This window comes from Pelosinus fermentans JBW45, assembly GCF_000271665.2.
In the GTDB taxonomy this organism is placed as follows: domain Bacteria; phylum Bacillota; class Negativicutes; order DSM-13327; family DSM-13327; genus Pelosinus; species Pelosinus baikalensis.
Genome location: NZ_CP010978.1, coordinates 655,425 through 671,050, shown reverse-complemented (window position 1 = coordinate 671,050; position 15,626 = coordinate 655,425). Strand labels below are relative to the sequence as shown.

The following is a 15,626-nucleotide window of genomic DNA, read 5'->3' as shown; positions in this document are numbered from 1 at the left end:
ATCATGAAATTATTAGCCATTACATCATGCCCAACAGGTATTGCCCATACCTATATGGCGGCGGAATCCCTGCAGATGGCTGCAAAAGCCATGGGAATCGAAATTAAGGTAGAAACAAGAGGCTCTGTGGGTGTAGAAAATGAAATTACCCCACAAGACGTCAAAGAAGCTCATGCGCTTATTATTGCAGCAGATACCCAAGTTGACAAAGAACAATTCGCAGGATTACCTATTATCAACGCTCCTGTACAAGAAGCCATTAAAAATCCGAAAGGGCTCATTGAAAACGCAATTAACGCAAAAAAACTAAGCAACCCAGATGAGAAAATTACAGAACCAAAAGCACCCGCGAAGGCTAAGCAAAATGGTCTATACAAGCATCTTATGACTGGCGTTTCTTATATGATTCCCCTCGTATCCGCTGGCGGTTTAATTATTGCTTTATCTTTCATCTTCGGTATTGAGGCTTTTAAAGAAAAAGGGACACTAGCTGCAGCGTTAATGGATATTGGCGGTGGTGCTGCCTTTGCCCTCATGGTGCCATTATTAGCAGGTTTCATTGCCCACTCCATCGCCGACCGTCCTGGCCTGGTTCCCGGTCTTGTCGGGGGCATGCTGGCGACCCAAATCGGCTCTGGATTCCTTGGTGGCATTATCGCCGGTTTTTGCGCTGGTTATATTGCTTTATGGATTCGAAATTATGTAAAACTTCCCAAAAGCTTAGAAGGTTTAAAACCCGTGCTTATTATTCCTTTCTTCTCTACTCTACTGGTCGGACTTTTAATGGTTTATGTAATCGGCACACCTGTCAAAGCCATTATGGATCTCATGACACAAACATTAAAAGGCATGACTTCTGCCAATGCAGGATTCCTGGGGCTTATCCTCGGTGGAATGATGGCCTTTGATATGGGTGGTCCTATCAATAAAGCTGCTTATGCCTTTGGCGTGGCTTTATTAAGCAGCAGCGTCTTTGAACCAATGGCTGCCATTATGGCTGCTGGCATGACACCTCCTTTAGGTTTGGCTTTAGCTACCGTTCTGGCTAAAAACAAGTTTACGCTAGAAGAACAAGAAGCTGGCAAAGCAGCCTCTGTTATGGGCATATCATTTATCACAGAAGGTGCGATTCCCTTTGCTGCAGCAGATCCCTTCCGGGTTATTCCCGCAATTGTAGCTGGTTCTGCAATTACAGGAGCATTATCCATGCTGTTTAATTGTGCTTTACGCGCACCTCACGGTGGCATTTTTGTCCTCTTAATTCCAAACGCCGTAAGTAATCTTGGTATGTATGTTGCTGCCATTGCCATTGGAACGATTATCACGGCTCTTCTGATTATCCTCTTAAAAAAGAGTCCTGCTAAATAAAACTAATAATTTATATTCAAGTTTTTTTGGACACAAAGACACAATGCCGCAGTAGCGGCATTGTGTCTTTGTGGTTCATAATTACTTATATTGTTCACTTATCAGCTTATAGGTAACGATGCAGCCTTGTTTACTGATCATTTATTATGCAAATTCATAGCCTTATTCATGCCTTGTTCAAGGATACTCTCCGTTGCATCAGCAGCCTTTTCAATGGCTGCTTTTAATAAGGACTTTTCTTCAGCAGTAAATGAACTCAGAACATAGTCCACTACCTGCCATCCTGCAGGAGGACGACCGATACCTACACGAACGCGGGGAAAAGAATCCTTACTTAAATGTGTTAATAAAGACTCAATGCCCCGATGCCCTCCTGAACCCCCTTTCATTCGCAAACGCAAGCGACCTGTAGGCAAATCCATATCATCAAAAATAATAATAATGTCTTCTACCGGAACCTTATACCAACGAGCCAGTTCTCCCACGGCCACGCCGCTTAAATTCATATATGTCTGAGGCTTAACCAGTAATATGGTGTCATTTCCTTTATATTCAGCAACCAATGCCTCTTTTTGATTTCTCCATCTATCAATACCTAAGCGCTGAGCCAATTCATCAACAACCATAAAACCTATATTATGGCGAGTTGCGCTATATTGTTGCCCTGGATTACCAAGGCCTACTACGATTTTCACCCTTTCCCGTCCTCCGTTTTTTCCAGGATTTCATCTACAGTTACAAAGGTATACCCTTGTTCCGACAGAATTTGAATAATACGTCGCGCCGCTTCTACACTTTGTATACGAGAAGCCTGAGACGTTATACCATCTCCGTCATGCAGAAGAATAATGGAACCATTTTTTACTTTCTTTACAGTACGTTCCACAATAACATCCACTCCCGGATTGGTCCAATCACGACTCATAACAGACCACTCCACAACCTTCAAGTTACGTTCTGCCATCATCTCCATAACTACAGGATCACGAAAGCCATGAGGCGGTCTCATAAGGTGCGGTTTTATACCTGCAGCTGCTAGAATCGCCTTATTTGTATTATCGATTTCTTCTGCAATAACCTTGCGATTGGCTTTTAATAAGTCAATATGATGATAGGTGTGATTTCCAATCTGGTGTCCCTCATCAGCAATACGCTTCACCAGTTCAGGATATTTATCAACATTTTGCCCAACAACGAAGAAAGTAGCAGGTACATGATATTCTTTTAGCACATCTAGTACTTGCTCTGTATATGGCGGGTACGGACCATCATCAAAAGTAAGGGCTACCACCTTCTGCGTAGTTTTAGTATTAGAAAACACTCTGCCAAACACATGATTTTCTGGCAGTACAGCACTCAACGTTAAAAAAATACCCGTCGTAATCCCCAGTATGGCTAAGCTCATTCCTATACGCATAGGCTTCTTTAAAACATTACGATAATCTAGCACTAAACCAGCTATTACGATTATGGTTAGTAGTCCCAGCATATTAATCAATCGTATATTTAGATCAAACATGATGACGCTCCATTTCTTTAAACATAATCAACCACTTGCCCTGAGAATCTTCTGTATAACCAGCAGGGATAAAACCCCATTTTTTATATAATGAAAGAGCAGCAACATTATTAGGCCGTACTTCCAAACGCACGAGGGTTGCCTTCTTTTGGTAGAAATATTTAATTGCTTTGTCTAAAAGCTTACCAGCCACCCCTTGCCCCCGAACCTCCTGTGCTACAGCAATGGATAAAATCCGAGCATTGGCCCTTTTTATAGGAGTTACAGCAGAAGAGAGAAAGGCTATTTTATTCATGACAATCACCTTCACAGGGTGCAAGCCGAAACCGTACTGTCCCGTTAGCCAGCGCCACGCCCATAGTATTAAATGCCCTCTTGATAATGCCCTGAACCATAAATTCGATAATTGTGTGGGGGCGAAGCAGTAACCAACCACTTTTCCTGATAAAGTGCGAGCCACTAATGCAGCCTGGGGTTCTGCCTGGTATACTAATGTAAATACATCCTGCATGGCCTGTGGTTTTGGCAACTTTCCTCCGCAATGATGCCGTACACTCTCATCAAAACTTGCGGTAAATAAGGCTGCAATAGCTGATATATCAGCGACCCCAGCCTGCTCTATGCTTATTTCTCCATTTGCTCCCCACTCTTCCATTATCATCACCAACCTTACTGGAATTATATCATATGATAGACAGAGAAAAAACATAAGAAACGCGGGTTGGAATATCTTACTTAAACCACAAGGACACTGAGAGATAAAAAAAGCCTTTGTGCCCTTTTTAAAACCAAAATCGAACCGCAGAGGCGCAGAGAACACTGAGAAAAGATAGATAAGGTTAAAAACCTCTGTGTCCTCTGCGCTCTCTGCGGTTAACGTGCTCCTTATAGAAACTTCCACTTTTCAATCGATTAAAAAAGCAGGACGCATGATGCGCCCTGTTTCTTTACGATATGGATTATTCGTCAAACATTCTACTTACTGGAAGTTCACCAAAAATCCTAAGAATGGCCTCACCCAAAAGAGGCGCAATCGATAATACCCTTATTTTTGCATTTTCTTTTTCTGGAGGTAAAGGAATCGTATTGGTAATTACAAGTTCTTTAATCGTGGATGCTTCAATGCGAGCTACAGCAGGATCACTTAAAACCCCATGTGTACAACAGGCATAGACTTCCTTTGCACCAAATTTGACTAATGCATTAGCACCCTCTGTCAAGGATCCAGCCGTATCTACAATATCATCAATCATAACAGCAGTTCTTCCTTCTACATTACCAATCAAATTCATGACTTCTGCTACACCAGGCATGGGGCGGCGCTTTTCAATAATTGCAATCGGTGCATGCAGTCGATCTGCTAATTGTCTCGCACGTGTAACGCCACCTAGATCCGGCGATACAACAATCAGATCATCTAAATTCTTAGAACGAACATAATCAGCTAATAAAGGCACACCAGGCATATGATCTACAGGAATATCAAAGAACCCCTGAATCTGCCCCGCATGCAAATCCACTGTCAAGACACGATTCACTCCAGCGGTCGTCAATAAATCCGCAATGAGTTTCGCAGAAATGGGTTCACGTCCCCGAGTTTTGCGATCTTGCCTCGCATAAGCATAATAAGGAATTACCGCCGTAACTGTACGCGCGGAAGCCCGTTTAGCAGCATCTACCATAATTAAAAGTTCCATCATGCTGTCATTCACAGGATTACAAGTAGGTTGCACGATAAATACATCTTTACCGCGCACACTCTCATCAATGATGACTTGCGTCTCTCCGTTGTTAAAATGCCCCACAAAAGCATTCCCCATAGTAAGACCCAAATGGTCAGCAATTTCCTTGGCCAACCCTGGATTGGCATTACCGGAAAAAATCCGCAATCTCTTCATATCTTCCATTGTAAAACGTTACCTCCTGATTATGCTTTTTGTCACAGAATACATCTATCATAAACGCATTAAAGGGCTACTATCGATTCTCTAATGCTACCTATTTTCTTATAAATAACAACACTATTTCTTGGTTACCCAGCCCTCAATATTGCTTTGGCGAGCTCTGGCTACACCCAAAGCATCTGCTGGCACATTCTTCGTAATTGTTGAACCCGCAGCTACATAAGCACCTTTCCCCACCGTCACAGGCGCTACCAAATTGGTATTACAACCAATAAAGGCTCCATCCTCAATTTTAGTGCGATTCTTGTTCTTACCATCATAATTTACTGTTATGGTGCCTGAGCCAATATTAACCTTGTCTCCCATATCCGTGTCACCAATATAGCTTAAATGAGGAATCTTACTCCCTACTCCAACTTGAGAATTCTTCACCTCTACGAAATTACCAATTTTAACACCCTTTGCTAAAACCGTATTGGGCCGCAAGTGAACATAAGGACCCACTACCACATCATCACCTACTTCGCAATCATGGGCATAGATAAAATGCAAGGTAGCGCGATCGCCAATCTTGCTATTTTGAATACGACTATTCGGTCCGATCTGACAATTGTCTCCAATGACCGTAGTTCCTTCAATCCATGTAAAAGGGTAAATCACAGTATCAGCACCGATAGAAACTTCCTGGTCAATAAAGGTACTGTCAATATCCATGATGGTAACACCATGATCCATTAATTCTTTTAGCTTCCGTTTTCTGAAGATTTTTTCTGCTTCTGCTAATTGCATGCGAGAATTAATGCCAAGTGTTTCCTGAAAATCATCTACGCCCACAGCCCACACCTTAGCATGAGATGTTGCTAATATACCAATTACATCGGTTAAGTAATACTCGCCCTGCATATTATCACAATTGGTATTCTGCAATGCTTCAAACAAGGCAGCACGCTCAAAACAGTAAATCCCTGTATTAATTTCATTAACAGCAAGTTCCCTGCTATTGGCATCTTTTTGTTCTACAATCTTTAAGACTTGTCCGCTGGCATCACGAACCACACGTCCATAGCCCGTTGGATTAATCATGTGAGCTGTTAACACCGTAGCCGATGCTTTGGCGGCTTTATGCTCAGCAAAGAGTCTTTTTAGCGTTTCTCCTTTCAGCAAGGGTGTATCACCACATAACACCATAACCGTCCCATCAAATTCTTGCAAAAAATCCCTGGCCTGCATAACAGCATGGCCTGTTCCTAGTTGTTCCTTTTGTACAACAAACTCAGCTTGCTTTCCTAACGTTGCTTCAACACATTCTGCTCCAAAGCCAACGATCACAACTTTTTCTTTAGCTCCAGCCATATGAGCTGCATCCAGCACATGCTGCACCATTGGCTTACCACCAATCTGATGTAACACCTTGGGCAAGGTTGACTTCATTCGTGTACCCTTGCCTGCCGCTAAAATCACCGCTAGTAAATCAGACATTAACCTTCCTCCTCCATCCAAACTCGATCCTTCTTAAAGAAGACTTGATTGGCGATGGAGTTTTAACCCACCGCCAGTCGAAGCCGCACTTATCGGAACTTCACTTAATCATTGGTAATGAATTTTGTATCCACTCCCCCAAACTTCTTTAATTTTCGACATCAATTTCAACATTCCTGCTAAAATAATAAAGTTTAATTATAATGAATATTCTAGTACCTTGACAAAGTTATAATTGTCCGATCTCCCCAACCTAACCTCAAATTTAACTCGGTCAAGGTACTAGATAATCTTAGCGCTATACCCATGCTGACGTAAATTGGTTAAAATCTGCTCCGTATGCAGTGCATCCCGTGTCTCTAAGCTAATCTCGATAATCGCCTGTCCGATTGGCACATTCTGTTCTACCCTATCATGAAAAACACCAATTACATTCGCCCTTGAATTTGCAATTACTGTTAATAATTGCTGTAATAAACCTGGCCGGTCTGTAATCTGCGTCGAAATTTTAATACGGCGGCCAGCCTTAACCAGTCCCCGTTCAATAATACGAGAAATGAAATTGACATCAACATTTCCTCCAGACACCACACTAACTACTTTGCCATGGGCTGGAATTTTATGATTCAGTATAGCAGCCAGAGCAATGGCTCCCGCACCCTCTACCATTAACTTTGCTCTTTCCAACATCATTAAAATGGTACTGGCAATCGCCTCATCATCCACTACAACAATATCATCCACATACTGCTCTACAATAGGGAAAGTAATGTCCCCGGGTATCTTAACAGCAATACCATCGGCAATTGTCGTAGCATCTGGCGTACTTTTAAGCACATGAGCATGTTTCGACATATACATCGCCGGAGCACCTTGGGCTTGCACACCATAAATTTTCACATGGGGCGCCAACTCTTTTACGGCTAACGCAATCCCCGCAATCAATCCGCCACCACCTATGGGAACTACTATGGCAGAAACATCTTCAAGCTCCTGCAGTATTTCAAGCCCGATGGTCCCTTGCCCGGCAATGACCGCTTCATCATTAAAGGCATGAATAAAAGTCTGTTTCGTCTTTACTTCTAATTCCTGGGCTTTATGAAAAGCATCATCATACACCGTTCCACTCAGAACTACTTCAGCGCCATACCCCCGAGTCGCCATCACCTTAGCTAAAGGTGCGATCTCAGGCATTACAATCGTTGCCTTTGTTTTCATCATTCTGGCAGCATAAGCTACCCCTTGTGCATGATTACCTGCAGAAGCTGCAATAACACCCTTTGCTTTTTCCTCCGGCGTTAGAGAATGGATCTTATTATAAGCACCGCGTAATTTAAAAGACCCTGTTTTTTGCAAATTTTCTAGTTTTAAATATACATCATAACCAGCCATGCCGCTAAATGTAACACTTTTATCCAGAGGCGTATGATGAATCACATTGTACATTGCTTGATGAGCTTGTTGAACATCTGCCAAACTAATACTTTTTTGCATATCACTTTTCCTCCATATGTAAGAGCATCCTTATTTTTAACTCGTTTTCCCCAATTTATGAATGGATATACAATTCTTTCCTACAATACGGGTCGAATATCAATCATCTTAGTATGTTGCCCAACATCGTGGAGCATCAATAATGCTAAATAATCTTCTATTAATTTCTTTTCTGGTTCAATGGTTGCGATGAGTACACCTGTACCTACCACTTGGGCCCCCACCTCATTTGCTAGATCAATCATTCCCTGAGCTGTGCCTCCAGCTTTCATAAAATCATCAATCACCAGTACTTTAGAACCGGACGGCAATGCCCGTCTGGGCAGAGACATGGTTTGAATCCGTTTCGTAGAACCCGTTACATAGTTAATACTTACTGAAGGTCCCTCTGTAACTTTACTCCCTTGCCGCACAATGACCAAAGGCAGACCAAAAGCCCGAGCAGTAGAAAACGCCAGGGGAATTCCTTTCGTTTCCACGGTCATAACATAATCAGGGGTTACACTCGAAAATCTTGCCCTGAAAATTTCGCCAGCCTGCATCATTAATTCTGGCGTGAATAAAACATCCGACATGTACAAGAATCCTCCAGGTATAATCCTGTCCGGATCAGAAAGCTGCTTTGCCATCTGCGTCAACATATGATTGATGCGTTCCTCCGAAGGATATGGGACATATTTTACGCCACCAGATGCACCCGACACGGTTTGCACTGTTCCTAATCCGAATTCCTGCATTGATTGTTTTATTGTTACCATATCTTCACTTAAAGTTGACTTTGCTGTACTAAACAAGTTACTAAAGTGTCCTAATGAAAATAAATGCCCCGGCATATCCATTAGCATTTTGGTCAGGGCTACGATTCTTTCTACTCTCCGTACCTTAGTCATTACTTTTTATCCTCCATCATGAAAAACACCGAATATTATTGTATTTTTTAATATTTTCATTCACTTTCTCCGTAAAAAGTGAAATACCTGCAAGATATGTACTTTTTTTATATTATATCACTATTTTTGAAAAAACTATAAAAAATAAAACATTTTGAACCGCTAAGATGCGAAGATAACGAAAAATACGAAGTAGACATGATTGAACCACAAAGACGCAAAGGACACAAAGGGCTTTTTTTGCGCACTCCTTTGTGTGCCGCAGCAGCGGCATTGTGCCTTTGTGGTTCATCAAATCTCATCTTTTTCCATTATAAAACTTACTATTTATAAGAAAAGACTTGGCGTATGCCAAGTCTTGCTGGTCTATATTATATACGGAAAGAAAAGGTAGTTCGTACCAACTCTAAGTCACTAGGTTTGTCTACATCGATCCCCAACTCAGGATAGCTGGACTGAACCACAGAGCCAGTAATACCTAGTAAGGTCTCTACTCTTTCTTTTACTTTAGTCAAGCTTAATGTACCCAGTAAAAATTGCAAAATAAATCCCCATCCTAATAAGCAGCAAAGTTTAAATGGATTCTTGCGATTATTAATCAGTCCTTCAGCTACAGTCAGGCATTGAGGTACAATTGCCGGATTCACCAAAAAAATATTACCGCCAGTATAGGTTCCGTCTTTAAATCTCACATACGTACGTTTGCTTCCCGGATAACATTTATTATTGATCTCTTTACTCACAATCGGATAATACAAATCCGCCTCTACCTCGTCACATTGACGAAGAAAATCAGTAATGGCATCTGGTGTTAAAAGAGGAATATCAGCCGTAACGATTAATACCTTATTCTCGTGCCCAAGAGCCTTGATCCCCAGTTGAATCGTTTCAATAAGGGTATGGCCTCCCTCAAGTAATATGGTATCTTCAGGAAAGGTACAATTTTTTAATTGTGGAATTGGTCCCATGATAAAAATCCGTTTCACCTGGAGGGAAGCAGCCAATGCATCTGCCACAAAGGTCACCATAGGCTTACCAGCTATTTCAATCATCGCCTCATACGACTGAGATGAAAACTTACTCAAATGTTCATTATTTTCACCGCCAGCCAGTATAATGGCATCATACATATAACCCAAACCTCCCCATGCGAATCTACATATAAATACAGAAGACTTGATTATCAGGTAAAGCACAAGTCTTCTATATACTATCCTAAAAACCTAAAAACTATTCTTCACTCGAATCCGCTCCGCGTTCCAGCATATTTTTTAACAAAACTTGTTCCGCATTCGCCATATGTTCTCCGGCAAACTGCTGAGCTAAAGCCACATTGCGCTGCCCTAATGATTCTACCATGCGAGTATGTTCTGCAAACATCGCTTTGAGTCGTCCTGGATATGACATAGACAATGAGCGAAAACGGGTCAATTGCTCCCGCAAATTGTTGATAATACCCACAAGGCGTTCATTGCGGCTGGCCCGATACAAAATATCATGAAACTGGCTATCGGCTTCTACAATCTTTTCCATGTCATTGTGTTCAATATAGCCGCCAATTTCCACCAGCAAACGCTCCATCTGCTCAAGCTCTTCTTCTGTAATACGCTCTGCAGCCAGTCCTGCGGCTAGAATATCCAAAGAAGTACGCACTTCAAATACTTCCGTAATATCTTTAATGGAAAGATCAGATACGTACGTACCACGACGGGGTATCATGACCACAAATCCTTCCAGTTCCAATTTACGAATGGCTTCCCGTACAGGAGTGCGACTTACCCCTAGTTCTTCAGCTACTTGAATCTCCATCAAGCGCTCACCAGGCTGCAAAACACCTGAAACGATTGCATTACGCAAGGTTTCACACACCACTTCCCTGAGGGGCTGATAACTGTCTAATTTTATTGGCAATAATCGGCGTTCCATTATACTCCCTCACTTCTTCCTACTGTTTTAGTAACAAATATGTCAGCAGCACATTGACTTCTAAGCTTCTGTGCAATATATTCTGCCTTTGCCTGATCTTCTGCCAGACCAAAAACAGTAGGACCGCTGCCTGACATTAAGCTAGCCATTGCCCCATGTTGCATCATAGCTTGTTTCAGTTTTTTTATTTCAGGATGGACTGGAATGGTTACAGATTCTAAGACATTACACAATCCCTTGGCTACTCCCACTAAATCCCCTTGATCCAGACTGGATTTTACTTCAGCCGTATCCGGATGAACCTTCACATTCTGACCTTGGTACTGACGATATACCCAGGCAGTAGAAACACTTACAGAAGGTTTTGCCAATACTACAAAACAAGGCTTAATATCAGTAAGAGGCTGGAGAATTTCGCCCCTCCCTGTAGCTAACATGGTTCCTCCTTTTATACAAAAAGGCACATCAGAACCTAACTTACTTCCTAATCGTTCCAGTTCATGGGTGGTTAGGCCCAGCTTCCATAAACGATTCAGTCCTAATAAGACACTAGCAGCATCCGTACTACCGCCCGCCAAGCCAGCAGCCACTGGAATTTTTTTATCAATAAAAATATGTACACCGCTTTTCACTTGGCAAGTCTCTTTTATAAGAGCAGCTGCACGATATGCCAGATTTCTCTGATCACAGGGCAAACGAGCAATTGTAGCTGCAATACTAATATTACCCGTTGTTCTTTCTTCTAAACGCAGCACATCGGCAAGATCGATGGCTTGCATAATCATTTCTACTTGGTGAAATCCATCTTCTCTCTTATAAAGAACATCTAACGTTAAATTAATTTTTGCATTTCCCTTTACCGTTAACATACTCATCTAATCATTTAATTGCTTTACAGCAATTTCTTCTTGCGCTGTTAAAACTTGATTACTATCCAATAAAATAATTAAGCGATCGTCAATCTTACCTACGCCATTAATATAACGAGAATCTACAGCGATGGAAGCAGGAGGATCCTCTACATCTGCAGCACTTAGCCGCACGACTTCTGTCACTGCATCAACGGTCACACCTACTGTTTGTCCATTAATTTCTACAACGATAATACGTGTATCATCATTATGCTCTGTAATTGGCAATTGAAACCTTTTTCTTAAATCGATAACAGGGATAATACGACCTCTAAGATTAATAATTCCCTCCATAAACGAAGGCGTCTGAGGCAATTTGGTGATTGGCAATAAACGGTTAATTTCCTGAACTTTCGTAATCGGAAGCCCGTATTCCTCACTGGCCAGCTTAAATGTGACCAACTGCAATTCATCTTCTACCTTTATATCTTCCATATGGCAATACACCTCCATAATTCATCAAAAGATCAAATTTATTATTATATTCGATATTATAGCGGTGTTTGCCTGCAAATACCAGTAATATTTTATACAATTATTTTACCCAATTTCTCTATTTTGCATGTACTCCTCATTACTCCTGCAAGTTCTTGCTTTAAGATGCATGGCACCAGCCAAACTCTACTTACATATAATAACTAAAGATCTTGCAGGAGGTGTATGTTATGAATGTTCGTACACTCTATTTATCTCACAGGTTAGCATCCATTGCCTTTGAAGAAGAAAGTGAACATCCCCTCATTGGGGAAATACAACAATTGTTGCTCCATAAGAATCTATACCAGGGACCGATTCACCAGAAATATGATACCCAGACCATTCGTGGAATCACCTTATTTCAAGAAAAAGAAAACTTACCCGCAACTGGCATCGTAGATCCTCTTACCTATTGCCGTTTGCATCAGGCAACTACCACTACCATTACCACCTTATCACCAGCCGCTAAACGAGCGGATTTCTCTTTGCCAAGAGCTAATATTCTAATTACAACCTCATCACGTCAACTAACACTATTTAATGGCAATACACCAATGCATCAATATCCGGTAGGTATTGGTAAACTAACAACTCCCACGCCACTGGGAAATTATGCAATTGCACTCAAAGTCATGAATCCTGGAGGTGTCTTAGGAACTCGCTGGTTAGGTCTCAATTATGATTCTTATGGAATTCATGGCACAAATCGCCCCTGGCTGATTGGCACCATGGTTTCAAATGGCTGTATTCGCATGCATAATCAAAACGTAGAACAAATCTATCCTTTAGTAAAAGTGGGTACGCCTGTTTACATCCGGAATTGACTGGCATAAGCGTAAAACAATCTGATCCACCATCTGACATCTCCGGAGCATATAATTGAGGAGTGCATCTCGTTCCTCAATTTTAGGCAGCCATTCCTGGGGGATCGAGTCTACTAGCTGGACTAAATCTTCTTTTTTAATCTCCCTAACTCTAGCTGCATAAGGGCTAAAATCCCCAGAAGTAAAGAAATAAGTCAACAGCCAGCCATATGCTCTACGCCGATTTACAACAATTTTTTCTGCCAACTTTTCTAACGTTTTGTTATTCCATCGTCCACGTACAAACAAATGGGAATTGTCGATAGCATATAGCACATAAGCAGAATCTTGTAAACGTACCAACAGGTTTTTACGGTTCTTTGTTCGATCAATATTATGAAACATATGATCAAACAACATCACTCCTGCCATCGCGCTCTTATTGCTTGCCTTAGATAAATTCGTTCTAACAACATATTTATTACTCGGTATGTATCGACTTGCAAAATGAGTTTTAGCACGTATGCCAGCGCCTCTCAGTGATTTATGTCTTTGTAAAACCTGTTCCTCAATCTGAATCAAATCACTTGGAGGGAAACACAGCTCCATACGTTCCCCAAACCAGCAGGCTATATATTCATTGACCAACACTTTCGTACCCATGGGATTATTTTGTAATTTAACGACATAAATATTGCCATCATCAGCACGAAACACGCGGGGTACGGTTACTCCCACTCCCACTGAGCCAAGATATTCAACAGCAGTAAGCACTCTTTTCCCCCCTCATTTTTTAAAATATGACAAATCAATCCGTTTTAAAAAGCACATGATACACTATATGCTCCTACCCTAAAAATTATTTCATAAGAAAAAACGCTCCGCATCCTTTAAAACATAGAAAGTAAACCGAACCGCAGAGGCGCAGAGAACGCTGAGAAAAAGATAGATAAGGTTAAAAATCTCTGTGCTCTCTGCGAACTCTGTGCCCTCTGCGGTTAACGTTCTCCTTGAAAAATTATAGTTTTCTCTATTTAGAAACAAACACCGCACAATCTACTTGATCGCAAGCAGATTGTGCGGTATTTTAATACACTCATTACCCTTTGGGGGCTGTCGGTACAGTACCATTTCCAGTATCCGCTAGCCAGCTAGCAACCCATCCAGTAGTACCGCCAGAAAGAACTACTTTGTACCAGCCAAAGGCCTGTTCTTTAATCGTAACTCGTTCACCCTTATTGACCTTCGTTACTACAGGGAAATTGGTCCCTGGACCTGTCCGGATATTAACAGAACTACCCGTGATCGTAGCTGTACCACTAATCCCCATCTTAGTTCCAGCAGTCTGAGGGATTCCGGGACCTGTTACATACGTATTTTCATATTCACCATTTCCTGATCCTATAAAGGCGTTATCATAGCCAACAGCGTCAATGTCCCCACCACCAGTCTGAGATGCAGAAACAGTATAATCGTCATCACCCATATTACCAGAAGCATAACTGCCGCTTTGAGAATTAGCGCTATTGTATTCGATTTGACCATATTCAGTGATTGGTGTTAACCCATATACGTCCATTTCGGTCATGGCTATAACCCGTGCCCAAAATTTTAGAACAATGGTGATATGCACTTGGCGTCTATTATGATGTCGATGAAAATCATAATCCACATACTCAACAACAACATCTGCAGTAGCATCCATACCAGGTTCTGCACCCTCAATTTCAATATCCCGGGTAAAGCGTACATGCCTTCTTTCAAACGCGTGAACTGGCTGATTTGGTAAATCCGCTACATACATAACTTTAACTTCCAGGTCACCACGTATAATAACTTTGTTTCGAATAACGTCTACACTATCTATATCTACATCCTTGACATACACATCTATGATTTGTTCTATATCCGGTTTTGGGTCAGGGACTGTCATATCAAATTCTACAACCTTTTGTTTCATCTCTGCACCTAGAACCTGTTCCACTGAAATAGTTTCCGGTCCTGGCTCTGGGCATCCGCACATCATATCATCAATTGCTCTTTTGCCATCTACATCAGAATCATGCTTTACTTCATCACTCATTAAACTCCCCCCCTTTTTAGCAAATTAGTAGCGTAGGAATCATCCTTTAGGTTGAGTAGGCATAGGCATCGTTGCATTGCCGCCGATTTGCACTTGGCGATCAGCCATAACTTTGGCAACAATTTTAAGCACTACAGATACATCAAAATCTCGAGTCCATCTGTGATGATGGTGATGGTGGTGGTCATCACAATCATCATCATGATGATCATCACAATGATCATCACAATCATCGTCACAATCATCATCACAATCGTCATGGTGATGGTGGTGATCGTTGCAATTACCATCATTGCAATTATCATAATCACCATATTTGTACTTGTAGGCACGACTGTGACAATCTACATCATAATCGACAAATTCTACAATAACATTTGCATCTGCATCCATACCCCTACGTGCGCCAGGGATTTCAATATCCTGAGTCCATTTAAAATGCCTAATTTCAACAGCATGCACTGGTTGGTCAGGCAAATATGCAACATAGATCGCTTTAATTTCAAATTCCCCGCGTACAATTACTTTATTATGAATAACATCAACACAATCGATACATACATCTTTGACAAAAACATCTACAATTTGCTCAATAGCTGGTTTTCTATCTGGTACAACTACATGAATATCCAATACCTTTTGCTCTTCAGCCGCGCCGATTACCTGGCGAACGATGATAGTTTGCGGTCCCGTTTCGGTACCTAATGTACATTGATTATAACCTAGACGTGTATCTTTTTCATCCACACATATCCCCCCCCTTTTATGTTCT

The 15,626-nt window shown here is 41.5% G+C and carries 16 protein-coding genes; 2 read left to right on the top strand and 14 right to left on the bottom strand.

Annotated features, from left to right (window positions below):
* The first annotated feature begins 3 nt into the window (after positions 1–3).
* Complete coding sequence (locus tag JBW_RS02640; RefSeq protein WP_007958803.1) at positions 4–1,368, top strand: fructose-specific PTS transporter subunit EIIC; 1,365 nt, start codon at positions 4–6, stop codon at positions 1,366–1,368.
* A gap of 137 nt (positions 1,369–1,505) precedes the next feature.
* On the opposite strand, the gene pth is transcribed toward JBW_RS02640, so the two are convergent.
* The 11 genes from pth to JBW_RS02585 form a co-directional block, all read right to left on the bottom strand.
* Entirely contained in the window at positions 1,506–2,063 is a 558-nt protein-coding gene (gene pth, locus JBW_RS02635) for an aminoacyl-tRNA hydrolase (RefSeq protein WP_007958802.1), read from the bottom strand.
* Positions 2,060–2,887: a polysaccharide deacetylase family protein gene (locus JBW_RS02630; protein ID WP_007958801.1), complete on the bottom strand. Its 828-nt coding sequence runs from the start codon at positions 2,885–2,887 to the stop codon at positions 2,060–2,062. Before JBW_RS02630 ends, pth begins: the two co-directional genes overlap by 4 nt.
* Positions 2,880–3,542, bottom strand: a complete 663-nt coding sequence (locus tag JBW_RS02625) for a GNAT family N-acetyltransferase (protein WP_235334125.1) — start codon at positions 3,540–3,542, stop codon at positions 2,880–2,882. Before JBW_RS02625 ends, JBW_RS02630 begins: the two co-directional genes overlap by 8 nt.
* 304 nt (positions 3,543–3,846) lie before the next feature.
* Positions 3,847–4,794: a ribose-phosphate diphosphokinase gene (locus JBW_RS02620; RefSeq protein WP_007958798.1), complete on the bottom strand. Its 948-nt coding sequence runs from the start codon at positions 4,792–4,794 to the stop codon at positions 3,847–3,849.
* Between the two features lie 114 nt (positions 4,795–4,908).
* On the bottom strand, positions 4,909–6,270 hold the full coding sequence (gene glmU / locus JBW_RS02615; RefSeq protein ID WP_007958796.1) for a bifunctional UDP-N-acetylglucosamine diphosphorylase/glucosamine-1-phosphate N-acetyltransferase GlmU: 1,362 nt from the start codon (positions 6,268–6,270) through the stop codon (positions 4,909–4,911).
* A 282-nt stretch (positions 6,271–6,552) separates the two neighbouring features.
* Positions 6,553–7,764 carry a threonine ammonia-lyase gene (gene ilvA, locus JBW_RS02610; RefSeq protein WP_007958795.1) on the bottom strand — a complete coding sequence of 404 codons (1,212 nt, stop codon included), beginning with the start codon at positions 7,762–7,764 and terminating at the stop codon, positions 6,553–6,555.
* Positions 7,765–7,844: 80 nt separating this feature from the next.
* Complete coding sequence (gene purR, locus JBW_RS02605; protein WP_007958794.1) at positions 7,845–8,654, bottom strand: pur operon repressor; 810 nt, start codon at positions 8,652–8,654, stop codon at positions 7,845–7,847.
* A gap of 371 nt (positions 8,655–9,025) precedes the next feature.
* Positions 9,026–9,784, bottom strand: coding sequence for a nucleotidyltransferase family protein (locus JBW_RS02600; protein WP_007958793.1), 759 nt, complete (start codon positions 9,782–9,784; stop codon positions 9,026–9,028).
* A gap of 100 nt (positions 9,785–9,884) precedes the next feature.
* On the bottom strand, positions 9,885–10,580 hold the full coding sequence (locus JBW_RS02595; RefSeq protein WP_007958792.1) for a GntR family transcriptional regulator: 696 nt from the start codon (positions 10,578–10,580) through the stop codon (positions 9,885–9,887).
* Positions 10,580–11,449 carry a 4-(cytidine 5'-diphospho)-2-C-methyl-D-erythritol kinase gene (gene ispE / locus JBW_RS02590; protein ID WP_036681603.1) on the bottom strand — a complete coding sequence of 290 codons (870 nt, stop codon included), beginning with the start codon at positions 11,447–11,449 and terminating at the stop codon, positions 10,580–10,582. The genes JBW_RS02595 and ispE overlap by 1 nt, the downstream gene beginning before the upstream one ends.
* A gap of 6 nt (positions 11,450–11,455) precedes the next feature.
* Complete coding sequence (locus tag JBW_RS02585) at positions 11,456–11,926, bottom strand: chemotaxis protein CheW (protein WP_007958790.1); 471 nt, start codon at positions 11,924–11,926, stop codon at positions 11,456–11,458.
* A gap of 230 nt (positions 11,927–12,156) precedes the next feature.
* On the opposite strand from JBW_RS02585, the gene JBW_RS23915 reads away from it, so the two are divergent.
* A complete protein-coding gene (locus tag JBW_RS23915) occupies positions 12,157–12,792 on the top strand; it encodes a L,D-transpeptidase family protein (protein ID WP_007958788.1) in 636 nt (211 codons plus the stop codon).
* On the opposite strand, the gene JBW_RS02575 is transcribed toward JBW_RS23915, so the two are convergent.
* From JBW_RS02575 to JBW_RS02565, 3 genes are all read right to left on the bottom strand, one after another.
* On the bottom strand, positions 12,754–13,545 hold the full coding sequence (locus JBW_RS02575; RefSeq protein ID WP_007958786.1) for a HipA family kinase: 792 nt from the start codon (positions 13,543–13,545) through the stop codon (positions 12,754–12,756). The two genes, JBW_RS23915 and JBW_RS02575, sit on opposite strands and share 39 nt — an antisense overlap.
* Before the next feature lie 325 nt (positions 13,546–13,870).
* Positions 13,871–14,854: an SPOCS domain-containing protein gene (locus JBW_RS02570; RefSeq protein ID WP_007958784.1), complete on the bottom strand. Its 984-nt coding sequence runs from the start codon at positions 14,852–14,854 to the stop codon at positions 13,871–13,873.
* A gap of 39 nt (positions 14,855–14,893) precedes the next feature.
* On the bottom strand, positions 14,894–15,601 hold the full coding sequence (locus JBW_RS02565; RefSeq protein WP_007958782.1) for a DUF3794 domain-containing protein: 708 nt from the start codon (positions 15,599–15,601) through the stop codon (positions 14,894–14,896).
* Between the last annotated feature and the right edge of the window lie 25 nt (positions 15,602–15,626).